This is a genomic window from Mesorhizobium sp. M1143, from assembly GCF_040318435.1.
Classification (GTDB): domain Bacteria; phylum Pseudomonadota; class Alphaproteobacteria; order Rhizobiales; family Rhizobiaceae; genus Mesorhizobium.
In genome coordinates, this window is record NZ_JAMYMJ010000010.1 from 54,471 (window position 1) to 71,517 (window position 17,047).

Consider the following 17,047-nt stretch of genomic DNA (forward strand, 5'->3'; position numbering starts at 1 on the left):
CCGGGCTCTTTTGCTATCTGGGGTCGGGGTTGATCTTCTCCATTGAAACACAAAGCCGCCGCCGCATGAGAAAAGCCCTGCGTTTCGTGGCCATGCTGATTATCGTGGTCGCGCTCGCTGCCACGCTCGGCACGCTGGTGCCGCGTCCGCTGTGGCCGGCGTCAGCGGCGGGTGAGGGCACGCGCCATATTCTGGTGCTGGAGAATCCGATCCACACCGACATCGCCATTCCCGTCGATGACGAAGTGCGCCGGCGCTTCCATTTCCTGGTCGCTGCCGGCATCCCTGTCGACGCCCCGGAAGTGCGCTACATCGTCTTTGGCTGGGGCGGCCGGGCCTTCTATCTGGAGACGCCGAGCTGGTCGCAGCTGAAAGCAGTGCCCGTCCTCAAGGCGCTGACACTGGACGCCTCGGTCATGCATGTCGATATCGCCGGGGCCATCGCCGAGCCGCACCCTGCTGTCACCGGTTTCGACATCGATGAGGAACGTTTTGCAGCGCTGCTCGACTATATCGACGCGAGTTTCCAGCAAGGGCCGCATGGTCCGGTCGTCATCGAGAACGCCGCCTATTCCAGCTTCGACCGCTTCTTCGAGGCGAACGGCCATTTCAACGCGCTTGTCGGCTGTAACACCTGGACAGCCGCCGGCCTGCGCACCGCCGGCCTGCGCACCGGCTGGTGGAACCCGCTGCCGGCCTCGCTGGGCTTGTCGATGCGGTTTTATAACTAGCAGTCCTTCATCGCACCGCGACAGTGTTGGATCTTTTGAAGTCAGCGGGACAGCACCCCCCTCTGGCCTGCCGGCCATCGCCCCCGCAAGGGGGGAGAGCAGCCGTTTGCCCGCGGCGCTCCTGCTGCAACGCCGGCGATTTTGGCGAAGGCGACGGCGACATCCAATCTCCCCCCTTGCGGGGGAGATGTCCGGCAGGACAGAGGGGGTGGGAAGGATCGCTAAGTCGACGATCTAGACTGCCGAGCGTCCGCTCGCCATCCATAGAGCCAGTCGAGGTCGGCGGCGAGCTTGTCGGGCGAGCGCATGGCCAGGAACAGATTGCGGGCGATCGCCACCGGGCCGGCAGCATGCCAGGCGAGGCGGTTTACGGCCCCACGACGCGCGGCCTTGGCGACACGCGGCCGCCGAAGATTTTCCCAGATTTGAAAACTTCTGGGCAGATCGCCAGGGAAATCGGCGATAGCATCGGCAAGCGTGATGGCATCCTCGATCGCCATTGCCGCGCCCTGCGCGGCAAACGGCGTCATCGCGTGCGCGGCGTCGCCGATCAGCGCGATGCCCTGCGGGCTCGTCCACCGCTTCTGTTCGACGGTGTGGATCGGAAAGGCCGTCCATGGGCCGGCCAGTGCCACAAGCTTCGTCAGGCCCGGCGCGGTGCCGCGCAGGGCAGCCGTGAGGATCGCGGGATCGGCATGGCCCGACCAACCTTCGGCTATGCGCTCACCCTTGGTGAAGGCGGCGAGATTGAAGGCCCGGCCTTTGCTGACGGGGTAGGCGACCATGTGGAAGCCAGGATGCAGGAACGTGGTGACGCAGTCGGCGGCGCCGATCGCGACAAAGGCTTCTCCGGCCGCACCGTCGGCCGCGATCGTGACTCGCCAGGCGAGTTCGCCCGAAAAACGGCTTTTGACGAAGTCCTCGCCTGCGAGTTGCGCCCTGACTGCCGACCAGACGCCGTCGGCGCCGACCAGCAGTTTGCCGCGTGCCTCGATCTCGCGGCCGTCCACTTCGGCGGTCACGGCGACATATTGCGCGTCTTTGACGATGCCGGTCACGCGGGCGCCGGTGATGAGCTCAATCTCCGGCCGTTCGGCCATTTGCGCCAGCAGCGCTGCCTGCAGATCGGCGCGGTGAGCGACGAGATAAGGCGCCTGCCAGCGCGCTTCGGCGGCTTGCCCAAGCGGTACCCGCGCCAGTTCGCGCAGCGTCCCGGCGTCCTTGAGCACGACCGCTTCCGGCCGCAACGCTGCGGGCAGCAGTCGGTCGAGCACGCCGAGTTTTCCAAGAATGCGTGTTGCGTTGGGCGAAAGCTGGATGCCGGCGCCGGCCGCTTCTAGGTGCTGTGCCTGTTCGATCAGCTTTACCGGATAACCCCGTCCGGCGAAGGCAAGGGCAGCGGTCAGCCCGGCGATGCCGGCCCCGGCGATTATGACCTGCCGGGACCTGATGTCTTCCATCGGGCTTGTCGCGGAAGGATCAGGCGGCCTGGTCGATATAAAGGCAACCGGCCGGCAGCGTTTCCGTCGCCCTCAGCTTCGCCGAATAGCGGTAGAGCGTCGAGCAATAGGGGCAGACCTTTTCATTGTCGTCGCCCATGTCGAGGAACACGTGTGGATGGTCGAAGGGCGGGTTGGCGCCGGTGCACATGAATTCCTTGACGCCGATGTCGATTGCCGGATGGCCCGCATCGTTCTGGAAGTGGGGAATGGAACCGCCTGCCATCGTCGTCTCCTTGATCTCGTCGAAAAGCATCTGGAACATAACAGGCCTGTTTGCAAGATCGATGAAATGAAACTGTCGCAAAAGCCTGTCAGAGGATACGGTGAGCCGGTTAAGTGCATGTCCCTGAAATCGGAATGGTTTTCGCCGAAGGGCCATGCGTCACAAAAGCGTGTTAGAGGCATGGCACGTCCAGCGGCGCTCCAAGGGACGGTTGGCGGGGAAGAGCAGGAACCATGAACGAACTGAAGCCGGTGCAGAGCGAATTCATCAATGTCGAGGTGGCGAGCCCCGAGGGCGGCAACCCCGATCGGTTCGTCAACCGTGAGTTCTCCTGGCTGCAGTTCAACCGGCGTGTGCTCGAGGAATCACAGAACGAGCACCATCCGCTGCTCGAACGCGTCCGTTTCCTGTCGATTTCGGCCGCCAATCTCGATGAATTCTTCATGGTCCGCGTCGCCGGCCTTGCGGGCCAGGTGCGCGAACGCATTGCGCTCAAGAGCCCCGACGGCCGCACGCCGGAGCAGCAGCTGGAACAATTGCTGCGCGAGGTCGAGCGGCTGCAGGAGGACCAGCAGAACAGCCTTTCGGCGCTGATGTTGCTGCTCAACAAGGAAGGCATTGAGAGCATCACCCGCGATGCACTGACCAAGGATGAAAAAGTCTGGCTGGAAGACCATTTCCAGGACCAGGTTTTCCCGGTGCTGACTCCACTGTCGATCGACCCGGCGCATCCGTTTCCGTTCATTCCCAATCTCGGCTTCTCGATGGCGCTGCAATTGCGCCATCGCAAGAATGGCGAGGAGATGAGCGCGCTTCTGCGCCTGCCGGTGGCGCTGAAGCGCTTCATCCGTCTGCCCGACCGCAAGCAGCACGTTCGCTTCATTCCACTGGAGGAGGCTGTCGGCCTCTATATCGGCAAGCTGTTCCCCGGCTATGAGGTCAAGGGTTCCGGCACCTTCCGCATCATCCGGGACAGCGATATCGAGGTCGAGGAAGAGTCGGAAGATCTCGTGCGCCTGTTCGAGACGGCGCTGAAGCGGCGCCGCCGCGGTTCGGTCATCCGCATCGAATTCGACAAGTCGATGCCCGGTGAATTGCGCGAGTTCGTCGCCGGCGAGCTTGGCGTCTCTTCGAGCCGCATCAGCGTTCTGACCGGCCCGCTGGCGCTCAGCCAGATTTCCGAGATCGTCGCCGTGCCGCGCGACGACCTAAAGTTCACCCCCTACAATCCGCGCTTTCCCGAGCGCATCCGCGAGCATGGCGGCGATTGTTTCGCGGCCATCCGCGAGAAGGACATCGTCGTCCACCACCCCTATGAATCCTTTGACGTGGTGGTCCAATTCCTGCGCCAGGCGATGGCCGACCCGGAGGTGGTGGCGATCAAGCAGACGCTCTACCGCACCTCCAACGACAGCCCGATCGTGCGCGCCTTGGTCGACGCGGCCGAGGCCGGCAAGTCGGTAACCGCCCTGGTCGAGCTCAAGGCGCGCTTCGACGAGGAAGCCAACATCCGCTGGGCGCGCGACCTCGAACGCGCCGGCGTCCAGGTCGTGTTCGGCTTCCTTGAACTCAAAACCCATGCGAAAATGTCGCTGGTGGTGCGGCGCGAGGACGGCAAGCTGCGTAACTATGTGCATCTCGGCACCGGCAACTACCATCCGGTGACCGCGCGCATCTACACCGACCTGTCCTTCTTCACCACCGATCCGACGATCGCGCGCGATGTCGCCCAGCTGTTCAACTTCATCACCGGCTATGCCGAGCCGACGGATGAGATGCGGATCGCCATCTCGCCGTTTACGCTGCGCAGCCGTATCCTCAAGCACATTGCCGACGAGGTCGCCTACGCGCTGGCTGGCCGTCCGGCGCGCATCTGGATGAAGATGAACGCGCTCGTCGATCCCAACATCATCGACGCGCTCTATGACGCCAGCCGTGCCGGCGTCGAGATCGATCTCGTCGTGCGCGGCATCTGCTGCCTGCGGCCGCAGGTGCCCGGCCTGTCGGAAAACATCAGGGTCAAGTCGATCGTCGGCCGCTTCCTCGAACACAGCCGCATCTACTGCTTCGGCAACGGCCATGGCCTGCCGTCGGACGAGGCGATCGTCTACATCGCCTCGGCCGACTTGATGCCACGTAATCTCGACCGCCGCGTCGAGACCATGGTGCCGATCACCAACCCGACGGTGCATGAACAGATCCTTGGCCAGATCATGCTGGGCAACATCATGGACAACCAGCAAAGTTTCGACGTATTGGCTGACGGAACCTCCCGGCGCGTCGTGCTGGAGGAGGGTGAGGAACCGTTCAACGCGCAGGAATATTTCATGACCAATCCGAGCCTGTCGGGACGGGGTGACGCGCTGAAGTCGCATGCGCCCAAGCGCATCGCGCAGTTCAAGCGTCGCAAGAAGAACACCGGCTGATGATTTCAACGTCCCAAGGCCGGCTGCAGGATCGCCGGCCGCTGTCCATCATCGACATCGGCTCGAACTCGATCCGCCTTGTCGTCTATGAAGGGTTGGCGCGCTCGCCGACCTTGCTGTTCAACGAAAAGATGCTGGCCGGCCTCGGCCGCGGCATCGTTTCGACCGGCAAGCTCGATCCCGAGGCGGTGACGCGCTCGATGGAGGAGTTCCGCCGTTTCCGCGCGCTCTCCGACCAGGCGGGTGCGGAGCACATGTTTGTGCTGGCAACGGCCGCGGCCCGCGAAGCGATCAACGGACCCGATTTCATCCACCGCGCCCAGGATGTGCTCAAGACCGAGATCCGCGTGCTCACTGGCCGGCAGGAGGCGCATTATTCGGCGCTTGGCGTCATTTCGGGCTTCCACCCCGCCAATGGCATTGCCGGTGATCTTGGCGGCGGCAGCCTGGAGCTTATCGACATCAATGGCGAGGCGATCGGCGACGGTATCACGCTGCCGCTGGGTGGCCTGCGGCTGCAGGACATGGCCAGGAATTCGCTCGCCCAGGCGGCAAAGATCACCCGCGACGAACTGGCGCGCGCCAAATTGTTGAAGGGCGGGCTGGGACGGCCCTTTTACGCCGTTGGCGGCACCTGGCGAAACCTTGCCCGGCTGCACATGGAAATGACCAACTACCCGCTTGGCGTCATGCACCACTATGAGATCGGTGTCGAAAGCGCCGCCAATTTCCTGAAGCAGGTGGCGAAAGGCGAGATCGAGAAGGTCAAGGGCATCGAAGGTGTGTCGAAGAACCGCCGTTCGCTGCTGCCCTATGGCGCGGTCGTGCTGCAGGAGATCATGGCGGCGATGCAGCCGTCGAAGATCATCGTCTCGGCATTGGGCGTGCGCGAAGGGTTTCTCTATTCGCTGCTCGACCCTGCCGAGCAGAAGGCCGATCCGCTGGTCTCCGCTTCGGAGGAACTGGCGCGGCTGCGGTCGCGCTCGGTCACCCATGCGCATGAGCTTGTCGAATGGACGGACAAGACCTTTGCCGCCTTCGGCATCGACGAGACGGAGGATGAGGCGCGCTATCGCCACGCTGCCTGTCTGCTGGCCGATATAGGCTGGCGCGCGCACCCGGAATATCGCGGCAAGCAGTCGCTCAACATCATTGCCCACGCCTCCTTCATTGGCGTCGATCACCCCGGCCGTGCCTTCCTGGCGCTGGTCGGCCTGTTCCGCCACGAAGGCGTGTTCAACGATGCGGCGCCGGAAATCCGCGGCCTGGCGACGCCGCGCTATCTCGAGCGCGCCCGCATCCTGGCGGCGGTGCTGCGCGTCGTCTATCTGCTGACTGCGGCCATGCCCGGCGTCATGCCGCGGCTGAAATGGGAAAACCGCGGCAATGGCACGTTGGCGCTGGTGCTGCCGGCCTCACTTTCCGATCTTTACGGCGAACGCCCGGCCGGACGGCTGGCGCAACTGGCGCGGATCACCAACCGCCGGCTGGTGCTGGCGGTCGAGGGTGGGCAGAGCGTGTCGGTGAAGTAGGCGCGGCCTGACAGCAAAACCATGTCGTCGTCGGCCTCGCGTTCGAGGACCGGCTTCCTCTATCCGTCGCTGCTTCGCACCGCCACCTTCCCCCTCCGGAGGGAAAGGAAGGGAGCCTCGTTGGAAAGCGTTGGCGGCAATAGGCTCGCGCACTTCCTCTACCCCGTCGATCGGGGGAGAGGTGGCTCGACGAAGCCGAGACGGAGTGGGGGTCGACCTGGCACGGATGGTTCAACCGGGACGATATTTGACGATATCAGACCGCGGCGCGGCGCCCGTCGATCGACCAGGCCCCGGCGCCGGCCATGGCTAGCGCCAGGAATCCACCGGCGATGGCAATATCCTTCATCAGCATCTGCTGGTGCAGGAAGGTGAGCATCGGGTCATCGCCGCCCTGGCCGTAGTGGCCGATGGAGCCTGCAACGATGCAGAAAGCGGCAAGAAGTATCGCAACGACCGGCGTCTGAAAGCCGACCAGTATCAAGAGACCGGCAATCAACTCGAACAGCCCGGTGCCCCAGGCGGCAAGCGTCGGCAATGGCATGCCGAGGCCGGCGAAATAGCCGGTCGTCCCGGCAATGTCGGCGAGCGCGTGGTAGCCGGAGGGAACGAGCAGGACGGCGAGCAGCAGCCGGGAAATCAGAAGCAATGCATCGCGGGGCATGGTCATCTCCGATGTCTGTCCGCCGGCTGTTTCGAGACCGATCCTAGCAGGGATGGGTCGAGCGTGCGCTTGGGCAGACAACGAAAAAGCGGCGTGGAAAATTCCACGCCGCTTTTTTTCAGGCTTGGGAAGGGAAAGCTCAGCCGCGCTTGGCGTCGATCGAGTAGGTGCCAGGGCCTGAGGAAGCCAGCAGCAGGAAGCCGCCGGTGATGGCGACGTTCTTCAGGAAATGGATCATCTGGTTCTGGTCGGCCCAGCCGGTATGGGCGACAAAGGCCGAGGCGATGGTGAAGACCGCGAGCACCCAGGCGGCGATGCGGGTCTGAAAGCCAACGAGCACGGCAAGGCCGCCGAGCAATTCGATCAGGCCGACGACAATGGCCGTTACGGTCGGCACCGGCAGGCCCATGGCGCCGAAATAGCCGGCGGTGCCGGAAATGGCGGTGAGCTTGCCGAAGCCGGAAAGCAGGAAGATGGCGGCGAGCAGGATGCGGCCGAGCAGGATGGTGGTGGAGCTGTTGGACGCGATGCCGGCGCCGGCAGCGGAAGTGTTGATGGACATGGTGGCTCTCCGAAAAGGGTTGATGTCCCGTCAGATAGACCAAGCCGACTGTTCACCAAAGCCGCCAGTCCGGCGACACATTGTTCACAGGACGTACATTTCGGGATCGTTCGACCGACGCAAAATTCTTGTCGCGGCCAGCAGCGGCGGGAGCAAATTGTCCCGCCACAAATTCGGATTTCTAGTTGACGCAATCCCCAAGAAGAGGGCTGCGCGCTTCCCGAGGAAACGCAAGGCACTTTCCCTGGAATCGCTTAACCCGGATGCGTCATGTCCTCCGGCCGCACCAGCCGGTCGTAGTCTGCCTCGCTGACCAGCCCAGTGGCCAGTGCTTCCTCGCGCAAGGTGGTGCCCTTCTTGTGCGCGGTCTTGGCGATTTTGGCGGCATTGTCGTACCCGATCGTCGGCGCCAGCGCGGTCACCAGCATCAGCGAGCGGTCGAGCGCGGCTTTGATGTTGTCTTCGCGAGCCTCGATGCCGACGACGCAATTGTCGGTGAAGGAGATCGAGGCGTCGGCCAACAACTGCACCGACTGCAGGAAGTTGTAGGCCATCAGCGGGTTGTAGACGTTGAGCTCGAAATGGCCCTGGCTGCCGGCGAAGGTCAGCGAGGCGTTGTTGCCGAACACCTGCACGCAGACCTGCGTCAGAGCCTCGCATTGGGTCGGGTTGACCTTGCCCGGCATGATCGAGGAACCCGGCTCGTTTTCCGGCAGCGACAGTTCGCCGAGGCCCGAGCGCGGGCCGGAGCCGAGGAAGCGGATGTCGTTGGCGATCTTGAAGAGGGCGGCGGCCGCCGCGTTGATGGCGCCATGCGAGAACACCATGGAATCATGCGCGGCGAGCGCCTCGAACTTGTTCGGCGCGGTGACGAAGGCGATGCCGGTGATTTCGGCGATGCGCGCCGCCACCGTTTCGGCAAAGCCCACCGGCGCGTTGAGGCCGGTGCCGACGGCGGTGCCGCCCTGCGCCAGTTCCTGCAGGCCGGGCAGCGTCATCTCGATGCGCTTGATCGAAGAGGCCACCTGCGCGGCGTAGCCGGAAAATTCCTGGCCCAGCGTGAGGGGTGTCGCGTCCTGCGTATGGGTGCGGCCGATCTTGATGATGTGGGCGAAGGCCTTCGTCTTGACCTCGAGCGCCGCGTGCAGATGCTTCAGCGCCGGCAGCAGATCGTGCACGATGCGCTCGGCGCACGCGATGTGCATGGCTGTCGGGTAGGTGTCGTTCGACGACTGGCTCATATTGACGTGGTCGTTAGGGTGCACCGGCTTCTTCGAGCCCATGACGCCGCCCAGAAGTTCGATCGCCCGGTTGGAGATCACCTCGTTGGCGTTCATGTTGGACTGCGTGCCCGAGCCGGTCTGCCAGACGACCAGCGGGAAATGATCGTTCAGCTTGCCGTCGATCACCTCTTGCGCCGCCTCGATGATCGCCTTGCCGACTGCCGGATCGAGCCGCTTCAACTCCATATTGGCTTCCGCCGCCGCTCGCTTGACGATGCCGAGCGCACGCACGATCGAGGCCGGCTGCTTTTCCCAGCCTATCCTGAAATTGCCGAGGGAACGCTGCGCCTGCGCGCCCCAGTAACGGTCGGCGGCAACCTCGATGGGGCCGAACGTGTCGGTTTCGGTTCTGGTCCTGGCAGCGGTCACTTGTCTCTCCGACGATCGAATTCGGCAACGGCGTATCGCGTTGCACAATGGCCTTCAAGCAGAGATTGCGGCCGGCAGGCAGTAAATCGGTTGAAGCGGTAGCGCCGGCCTTCGGGATCCTGCACCCTCCACTTTCTTGTGAAGGAAATTGCTCCTCAGTGCGGCTTGATCCCATGAAGTGGACGGAAACTTGCGGATTTAGCTCGATGAGATCATGTCGAGCTGGCGGATTGCTCTACGCAAACTTCCCCCAGGATCAGCAATGCGCAATTCATGTCTACCTACTCTACCTACGAGCGACGCTGCCACACAAACTACCATCCGTGCCGGCGTCTCACTGGCAACAGCAGCGATGAGGTAGCTTATGCACTTGTCCTTCTGTTCAGTTTCCGACCAAAATCCGACATCGCATCCGGATCGAGCTTCGGATCGCGAAGCCGAGAATTTCAAGTCCACCCTGGGAGCGCCTCCACATAGCCTCGGAGATTTCCAAGATGCATGGCGGCAAGGTCGAAGCCGTCTCGACGTCGCAAGAGACGCTCTTTGTTCTCCGTATTTTGCTGAAAGCGCGCCTGATCGCGGACCGTCAGCTCGGAACCTTTTTCCTCCAACGGCGCAGCTTTGTCCTGAGATAGGATCTATAGCCGAACGGAAGTGTTCGCCGTCCGGAAGGCTTGCTTGTCCGCGCCTCCAGACGCTGGCGCACGACGCTCATCAGTCTGCAGAACGCGGGTGTTTCCAATGATTGCACCCGTTTGACGAGGTTGTCGGGCAATGGCTTTGAGCGCCAGTCGAAATAAGCCTCGTAGTCTTGCGGCGTTGCGATCAGGTGCTGGAGATAGGCTGCAAGATCGCTGGCGCTGGCGAAGGCACTGGCGTCAATAAAGGAGTGCTCCGGAACGAACTCGTCCACATTGGGAGCGCCAAGGTAGATCGGCACCGTGCCCGCCATGAACGCGTCATAGATTTTCTCGGTGACATAGTCGGCCTCGATCGAGTTCTCCATGGCCAGGCAGAATTTGTGCCGCGCAATGGTTTCGATCTTGGTCTTCGAGCCCAGATCGGGGCCAGAGACCGATCGGTTGTTGCGATATCGGCCATAAGAATCGATCTTGATGTGGCGCGCCAGTTCGTTCGCCAAATCGACACGGCCGCTATAATTCAGGCCGGCCGACTGGAAGAGTGCGACCGGCGCTTCTTCCGTTTTCGGCACGATTGGTCTGGCCAGCGCATCTTTCCACCACACCGCACGCGGAAGGTAGGGTACCCAGACATCGGACCGGGATTCATGCGTCATGATGATATCGAAGTGCCGCATGATTTTGGGGTCAGCAAGTCGCTTGTAGTTTTGGCCGCATTCCATCGACCAGGCGACCCAATATTGACCAGGGTATTTGTAGGCATCGCCAACTTCGCGAAAGTTCGGAATATGGAAGACCACTGCCGCGGCCTCGGAAATCCGTCGTTTGTCCAGTGTCCACCGCCCGGGCATTTCGCACTGTATCGACGCGATATCGACGGGTTTGCTGAAGAACGTTGTGTAGAAGAGGATCAGTGGATCGATAGACGGCATGGCACCACGAATGTCTGAAGCATTGCTCAATCTGCAGACAGACGCGGTATCGGAAGTTTGGTCAAGTGCTCCGCTTGTTCGAGGCAGAGGGCCGTCCAAACGGTCACCCCGCCGTATACCCGCCATCGATCGCGAAAATGCCGCCGCTGGTCCACGCCGCCTCGTCGCTGGCCAGATAGACGGCGATGCCGGCAAGATCGCTGGTCTGGCCGATGCGGCCGAGCGGGTAGCTGCGCTCGACGTAGGTTTTCAGCTCGGCCTGCGCTGCCGCCGGCAGGTTGTCGATCGACTTGCGCCGCATGGCGGTGTCGACCGTGCCGGGCGCAATCGCATTGACCCTGATGCCGCGCGGACCAAGCTCGAAGGCCAGCGACTTGGTCAGCGAATTCAGCGCGCCCTTGGACAAGGAATACAGGCTCGACGGCCGCTTCGGGATCATCTTGTCGGCGAAGTAGGACGAGATGTTGATGACGGAGGTGTTGGCGCCGAGATGCGGCAGCAGCCGCTGGGTAAGGAAGAACGCCGCCGTCACATTGAGCGCGAAGGATTGCTGGAATTGGTGCTCGGTGACGGTCTCGAAAGGCACCAGATAAGCGACGCCGGCATTGTTGACGAGGATGTCGAGCGGGCCGGTTGCTTTCGCGCGATCGACCACGGCATCGATGCCGGACGAGGTCGAGAGATCGGCCGACTGGGTGCCGACGTTGCCCGCCGCCGCAAGTGTCTCGCGGGCGGTCTCGAGCTTGCTGGTGTCGCGACCGACGATCAGCACGTCGGCGCCTCGCGCAAGAAAGCTTCCGATATCGCCAGGCCGATGCCGTCCGAGCCGCCGGTCACCAGTGCTCGTTTGCCAGAAAGTCTCATTGAAGGCCAAGTCGCATCGAATGCTCTCGCTGTTGCCCGCGTCACGAAGGCAATGCCGATCGGCGAGGGCGGTCAAGCCGCCGGCCTATCGCTCAGTATGAACTTCGGTTGGCCGCGTGCCGATCCGGTTACCGCAGCAGCGACTGCGACGTCGGCGTCAGGCGCAAGGTTTCGGTCCGCCACGTCACATCGGCCGCTTGCCATTGGGGCGAAGCGGCAACTGCGGCTTCGTAACTGGCATGCGCCTCGGGACTGTCGAAACCCGTCACCGCGATAAAGACGTTTTCGCTCAAGCGCACCGGCAGGCGGGGAAAGCTGTTTTCAGCGTGCTCGGTGATGAAGGCGCCAAGCAACCGTCCGCCGGCGCCGATAAGGACCGGAACGGCGTCCGTTTCGAAATTGCCGGCGAAATCGGCTTCGGCGCCAGACCGCAGATGATGAATCTGGATGACAACAACACCGGTCAAGCGATTGTCTGCGCTCAACTTTCCATCCGCCGGCATGGCGCCTCGCTGCGCGCCTGACAGATCGAAGCCGGCGCCTGGCCATGCCGGCTTCAAGAGCAGCACATCGTCGGAATCGATCATCGTCGCATTGGCGGCGTCGCGGTGCGCCGTCCACACCGGCCCGTCATAGAAGGCGGTGAGCGCCTGCTTCCGCGCTTCCATGCCATCGAAGCCGCGCAGCCAGACGAACATGTCGGGGCGGTCGAGGTCGCGGAACTGTCCGATGATGGTCATGCCGGCGTGTTCCTGGCCTTCGATGAACCGACTGTCGAAGATGTCGATCAGCGTCTCGCGCCGGCCCGGCTTCAGCGTGTACTGCCGCAACTCGACGACAGGCGAAGCGAGCAGTTTTGCCGCCGCAGGCGCATTCAGGGGTACGGTCATTGTGTCGTCTCCAAAAAACAGGATGATCATCCGGTTTATAAAACAGACCGGTTGTCCTGTTTTGTCAATCTGCTATCGTTGGCAAATGTCAGCAGAGATTGCTCGGGCTCCGAAAGGGCCGCCGCGAAAACGCACCAACGATCCCGAAGGGCTGCGCAACAAGGTGCTCGATGTCGCCGAAGCGTCGTTCCAGGCGCGTGGCTATCATGCATCCGCTCTTGGCGAGTTGATGACGACCGCAGGCGTCAGCGGCGGCGCGCTGCATCATCATTTCCCGACGAAGAAGGCGCTAGCTCTCGCGGTGATCGAGGAGCGCGTGGCAGCGGCCCTCGATGAAACCTGGATCAACCCTGTACGGGCGGCAGGCTCGGCGCGCGAAGGCGTGCGCGCGGTGTTCGAGGCGGTGGCGACCGAGCTTGAGCAGCAAGGCTTCGTGCGCGGCTGTCCGCTCAACAATCTGGCGCATGAACTGTCGCTCGCTGACCCGCATTTCCGCGCCGCTTTGGCCGGCATCTTTGCCGGATGGCGTCAGGCGGTTGCCGACAAGGTGCGAGCCGACCAGCAGTCGGGGAGGGAGCAGGGCACCGACCCCGAGCGCTTTGCGGCACTCGCCATCGCCGCCTATTCCGGCGCCATGTCGATGGCCAAGGCGGCACAGGATGCCAGCGTGCTGCGCGATTGCCTGGCCGAACTTCAGGGTAGCTCAACGCCGCCATTCCCGAGCAGAGCGAAGCGGCGTAGCAGGATCCTGCTGCGGCCGGGAAAACCTTGAGGCCGGAACTGCGCTGTTCTAGTTGGAAAGCGGCTTGATCGTCTCGTAACCGTTCACCGATTCCGCGCTGGTCCCTTCGTCGTAGCGCCGGGCGAGGGACGCTTGCAGATCAGGCGCATAAAGCGCGGTAAATGTGTCCAGCGTTTCGCCGGCGCCGTTCTTGAAGGTCTCCGTGACCGCCAGCACGTTGTATTTGCAGCCGCCGACACTGAACGTCTCCTTGCCCTTGACGACCAGGCTCAGCGTCTTGGTGCTCTTCGGCTGCTTGTTCGGCGACAGCTCGACGAATTCGATCGTGCTCTTGGCTCCCGTCTTCAGCGGAAACAGTTTTCGCAGATCGGAAAACGGGATCGTCGCCACCCGTCCGGTATCGCTGTCGCGAAACACTTCGACCAGGCCGGCAAACAGGAACTGTGTCTGCGGCGATTGCGATTCGTAGGTGTTGGCAACGGAGACCATGCCGCCGGCCACCGGCCGAAACTCGCTGCGGACGCCGGGCATTTCCAGAACGAAGCCGGCCTTGGCCGATTTTGCGTCGACACAATCGGCGGCATGCACCGCAGCCGCCGGCAGCAACCCAGCCAGCACCACGCCTATCGAAACGGCTCTCATGAAATCCTCCCCTCTGCTTGTATTTGCTGCGCGCCAGCATGACCCAAGAAATGCCAGAGCCTCAGTGCCGTGTCGACCTGCCAATTCCTGGCAACTGGACGGTGGGGCGCCGGCTGTGCTGAATTTCAGGTCATGAATCGCAAGCTCGTCCTCTCCCGTCGCAATTTCCTCGCACAGGCAGCCGGCCTTGCCATGGCTGGCATGCTGCCGCGCGCCGCGCTTGGCCAGACCGGCAAGCGCATCCAGCCCATCGACGCCACCTTTCTGTTCATCGCCGATGTCCATGCCTGCCGCATGTCGAGCGGCCTCAGCCCCAACTGCCTGGAGGAAGGCAAGACCGATGCCGCGCTGTTGCGCAATGTCGCTGTCCTCAATGGCTTGGCCGGCCGGCAATGGCCAGTCGAGATCGATGGCGTTGCAACCCGCCTGCGTTCGGCCGGCGGCCGCATCGATGCGCCGCTCGGCCTCGTTGTCGGCGGCGACATCACCGACGATGGCGGCGGCCAGATCACCGAGCCCAGCGAAGGCACGCAACTGTTGCAGTTCAGCCAGCGCTATCAACAGGGCGTCGGTCCCGATCGCGTGCACATGCCGGTCTATGTCGGCCTCGGCAATCACGATCTCGACCAGAACGGCTCGCCGCCGCACGTCGACTGGTACCGGCGCGAATTGCGCGACTATGTCGAGGTCAACCATCGCCCCGGCGTGTTCTTCAAGCCCCCGGTGCCGGCCACCGAATACGATGTCGACACCGACTGCTATTCCTGGGACTGGGGCGGCCTGCATCTCGTCCAGACCCACCGGTTTGCCGGCGACACCGGCCACGGCGCGGTGAGCAGCCTGCCGTGGCTGAAGCAGGATCTGACGACCTACGCTGCGGATGGCCGTCCCGTCATCCTGTTCCAGCACTATGGCTGGGACACTTTCTCGGTCGAGCGCTGGGACCCGGCCAAGCGCACCTATGACGATGACGGCGCAGGCGCGCCGCATTGGTGGAGCGAGGCCGACCGCCAGGCGCTGCTGGCGGCGCTGAAGGGCTACAATGTCATCGCCATCTTCCATGGCCATCAGCACGAAGTGCCTATGATCTACAAAAGCGATGGCCTCGACCTGTTCAAGCCGAAGGCTGCCTATATGGGTGGCTTCGCGCTGGTGAGGGTAACCGGGGACGGCATGGACGTGGTGCTGGGCGAGGCGGCGGGCGACCGGGGCGGGGTCAAGTTCACCAGCGCCTTCAGCAAGAGCCTCAGCCTCTGACAAGAAAAAGGCGGCCTTGAGCCGCCTTCCTCATTGCCTGCAAGATCGGGTCAGAGCGCCTTTTTGATCTTGTCCTTCACGTCGCCATAGACCTTCTGCACCTTGCCGGCGGTCTTGTCGGCCGTGCCTTCGGCCTGGGTCTGCCTGTTGCCGGTCGCCTTGCCGCCGGCCTCCTTGACCGAGCCCTTGACCTGCTTGGCCACGCCGGCAACCTGATCCTTGTTCACCATCTTTGCATCTCCTGGGATTCCGGGGATTCATTCGCAGGAGGCAAACGGGCCGGCTTGGCTTAGGTTCCCTGGGCGGCGATCATCGTCGCATCTGGTCGCTTATATGGTCGCCGAAACGCTTTGCCGCGTCGTATCGTGTGACTAGTGTGTCGAAATTTTGGGGAGACCGCCTTGGCTGAATTTACGCTCATCATCGCCAACAAGTGCTTTTCGTCCTGGTCGCTGAGGCCATGGGTGGCGATGAAGCATCTGGAGATCCCGTTCGAGGAAGGTTTCGTGCGCCTGCGCACGCCCGAGACTTTTGCCAATCTGGCGAAAGTGTCGCCGACCGGCCTTGTGCCAGTGTTGAATCACAATGGCAGGATCGTCTGGGAAACCCTTGCCATCCTTGAATATCTGGCCGACCTGTTTCCTGAGAAAAAACTTTGGCCGCAGGATATCGGCGCCCGCGCCTTGGCTCGCTCGGTGGCGACCGAGATGCATTCCGGCTTTCGCGAGGTGCGCTATGGCTGGCCGATGAATTTGCGCCGGCCGAAGGCCCACAAGCCGCTCGACGCCGAAGGCGAAATGCAGCGCGCGCGCATCGAAACGATCTGGCGCCAGTGCCGGGAACAATACGGCAAGGGCGGCCCCTTCCTGTTCGGTCATTTCACCGCGGCCGATGCCATGTATGCACCTGTCGTCACCCGCTTCGACACCTATGGCGGCGAACTCGCGCCCGACACGCGCGCCTATGTCGACGCCGTGTTGGCAACGCCGGCGATGCGGCACTGGTACGCGGAAGCGGCGAAGGAGACTTGGCCGGAACCCGGCCCGGACGAATAGGACCACTAGTGACATCACGGTGAGTGACCGATGGCCAGCAATGATGGACCGCGTGAGACTACCGCGCCAACAATCTTCCACTGCCGGCTGATCCCGCCTCGGCCGGACTTCGCCTTCACCCTGACGGAGGAGGAGAGGGAGTTGATGGGCCGGCATGCCGACTATCTGCGCGGCAAGCTTGCCGAGGGCACCATGATCCTGGCCGGGCCGGTCGCCGACCCGGCCGGCCCTTGGGGTCTGCTGATCCTGCGTGTCGGCAGCGAAGCCGAGGCAAGAGCGGTCACCGACGGCGATCCGGTGTCGAGCTTCGGCCGCGGTTTCCACTACGAGATCCTGCCGCTGATCAGCGCGATCCTGTAGGCGAGCGTAAGTTTATGGATGTGAAACGGTTTTCCACTTGGGAATTGTGTCAGACAACGGCACATACAAGAACGCCTCTCGCACCGTTTAATGTGCGGGAGGCGTTCTTTTGCCAGCATTACCGAGATTGTTCTCTGAATTGCTGACATCACGGAAATGCGCCGGCTTGCGATTGGTTCCGGGGCGTGGAATATTTTTTGGAACGCCTTGCGCTCCGCCACCTCGTCAGTTGAGGCTTATGCCTCAGGCACCCTCAGGTTGAATTTGGGCTCCGGCCAAACCAGAAATTGACTGGGCGCTAAAAGAAGTCTATAAGAAACATGTCGATATTTGTTTGACCGACTTTTGTTATCCGCGCATGATGCGCGCCTT

The 17,047-nt window shown here is 62.7% G+C and carries 17 protein-coding genes; 7 read left to right on the top strand and 10 right to left on the bottom strand.

From position 1 onward, the window contains the following. Positions 1–65: 65 nt before the first annotated feature. Entirely contained in the window at positions 66–731 is a 666-nt protein-coding gene (locus tag NKH35_RS10590; RefSeq protein WP_023727880.1) for a TIGR02117 family protein, read from the top strand. A 221-nt stretch (positions 732–952) separates the two neighbouring features. Here NKH35_RS10590 and NKH35_RS10595 read toward each other — a convergent pair whose 3' ends face one another. Next, positions 953–2,191: an FAD-dependent monooxygenase gene (locus NKH35_RS10595; protein WP_352914391.1), complete on the bottom strand. Its 1,239-nt coding sequence runs from the start codon at positions 2,189–2,191 to the stop codon at positions 953–955. 19 nt (positions 2,192–2,210) lie between these two features. After that, positions 2,211–2,456 (bottom strand): zinc-finger domain-containing protein, encoded by a 246-nt coding sequence (locus NKH35_RS10600; protein ID WP_023705697.1) that lies wholly within the window; start codon positions 2,454–2,456, stop codon positions 2,211–2,213. Positions 2,457–2,689: 233 nt separating this feature from the next. Here NKH35_RS10600 and NKH35_RS10605 point away from each other — a divergent pair, with 233 nt between their 5' ends. Further along, the gene (locus tag NKH35_RS10605; RefSeq protein WP_023734273.1) at positions 2,690–4,882 is read left to right on the top strand and encodes an RNA degradosome polyphosphate kinase; all 2,193 of its coding nucleotides are present in this window, start codon (positions 2,690–2,692) and stop codon (positions 4,880–4,882) included. Then, positions 4,882–6,414: an exopolyphosphatase gene (ppx, locus tag NKH35_RS10610; RefSeq protein ID WP_023697723.1), complete on the top strand. Its 1,533-nt coding sequence runs from the start codon at positions 4,882–4,884 to the stop codon at positions 6,412–6,414. Before NKH35_RS10605 ends, ppx begins: the two co-directional genes overlap by 1 nt. A gap of 256 nt (positions 6,415–6,670) precedes the next feature. Here ppx and NKH35_RS10615 read toward each other — a convergent pair whose 3' ends face one another. The 6 genes from NKH35_RS10615 to NKH35_RS10640 form a co-directional block, all read right to left on the bottom strand. Then, positions 6,671–7,078, bottom strand: a complete 408-nt coding sequence (locus tag NKH35_RS10615) for a DoxX family protein (protein WP_023734272.1) — start codon at positions 7,076–7,078, stop codon at positions 6,671–6,673. Positions 7,079–7,217: 139 nt separating this feature from the next. Further along, positions 7,218–7,640 (bottom strand): DoxX family protein, encoded by a 423-nt coding sequence (locus tag NKH35_RS10620; RefSeq protein WP_023697721.1) that lies wholly within the window; start codon positions 7,638–7,640, stop codon positions 7,218–7,220. Between the two features lie 254 nt (positions 7,641–7,894). Next, positions 7,895–9,292, bottom strand: a complete 1,398-nt coding sequence (gene fumC, locus NKH35_RS10625; protein ID WP_023697720.1) for a class II fumarate hydratase — start codon at positions 9,290–9,292, stop codon at positions 7,895–7,897. A gap of 586 nt (positions 9,293–9,878) precedes the next feature. After that, positions 9,879–10,865, bottom strand: a complete 987-nt coding sequence (locus NKH35_RS10630) for a glycosyltransferase family 10 domain-containing protein (RefSeq protein ID WP_023715187.1) — start codon at positions 10,863–10,865, stop codon at positions 9,879–9,881. Between the two features lie 103 nt (positions 10,866–10,968). Further along, positions 10,969–11,637 (bottom strand): SDR family NAD(P)-dependent oxidoreductase, encoded by a 669-nt coding sequence (locus tag NKH35_RS10635; RefSeq protein WP_352914396.1) that lies wholly within the window; start codon positions 11,635–11,637, stop codon positions 10,969–10,971. A gap of 220 nt (positions 11,638–11,857) precedes the next feature. Then, on the bottom strand, positions 11,858–12,619 hold the full coding sequence (locus NKH35_RS10640) for an NIPSNAP family protein (protein WP_352519820.1): 762 nt from the start codon (positions 12,617–12,619) through the stop codon (positions 11,858–11,860). Between the two features lie 85 nt (positions 12,620–12,704). Here NKH35_RS10640 and NKH35_RS10645 point away from each other — a divergent pair, with 85 nt between their 5' ends. After that, on the top strand, positions 12,705–13,391 hold the full coding sequence (locus tag NKH35_RS10645) for a TetR/AcrR family transcriptional regulator (RefSeq protein WP_352914398.1): 687 nt from the start codon (positions 12,705–12,707) through the stop codon (positions 13,389–13,391). Between the two features lie 18 nt (positions 13,392–13,409). On the opposite strand, the gene NKH35_RS10650 is transcribed toward NKH35_RS10645, so the two are convergent. Continuing rightward, positions 13,410–14,003: a hypothetical protein gene (locus NKH35_RS10650; RefSeq protein ID WP_023671496.1), complete on the bottom strand. Its 594-nt coding sequence runs from the start codon at positions 14,001–14,003 to the stop codon at positions 13,410–13,412. Positions 14,004–14,135: 132 nt separating this feature from the next. On the opposite strand from NKH35_RS10650, the gene NKH35_RS10655 reads away from it, so the two are divergent. Continuing rightward, complete coding sequence (locus NKH35_RS10655) at positions 14,136–15,260, top strand: metallophosphoesterase (protein WP_023671497.1); 1,125 nt, start codon at positions 14,136–14,138, stop codon at positions 15,258–15,260. A gap of 50 nt (positions 15,261–15,310) precedes the next feature. Here NKH35_RS10655 and NKH35_RS10660 read toward each other — a convergent pair whose 3' ends face one another. After that, positions 15,311–15,490, bottom strand: a complete 180-nt coding sequence (locus NKH35_RS10660; RefSeq protein ID WP_023671498.1) for a CsbD family protein — start codon at positions 15,488–15,490, stop codon at positions 15,311–15,313. Between the two features lie 171 nt (positions 15,491–15,661). Here NKH35_RS10660 and NKH35_RS10665 point away from each other — a divergent pair, with 171 nt between their 5' ends. Together NKH35_RS10665 and NKH35_RS10670 are read left to right on the top strand one after the other, a co-directional pair. Continuing rightward, positions 15,662–16,315 (top strand): glutathione S-transferase family protein, encoded by a 654-nt coding sequence (locus NKH35_RS10665; protein WP_023827237.1) that lies wholly within the window; start codon positions 15,662–15,664, stop codon positions 16,313–16,315. 30 nt (positions 16,316–16,345) lie between these two features. Continuing rightward, the gene (locus tag NKH35_RS10670) at positions 16,346–16,675 is read left to right on the top strand and encodes a YciI family protein (RefSeq protein ID WP_050588150.1); all 330 of its coding nucleotides are present in this window, start codon (positions 16,346–16,348) and stop codon (positions 16,673–16,675) included. Positions 16,676–17,047 lie beyond the last annotated feature (372 nt).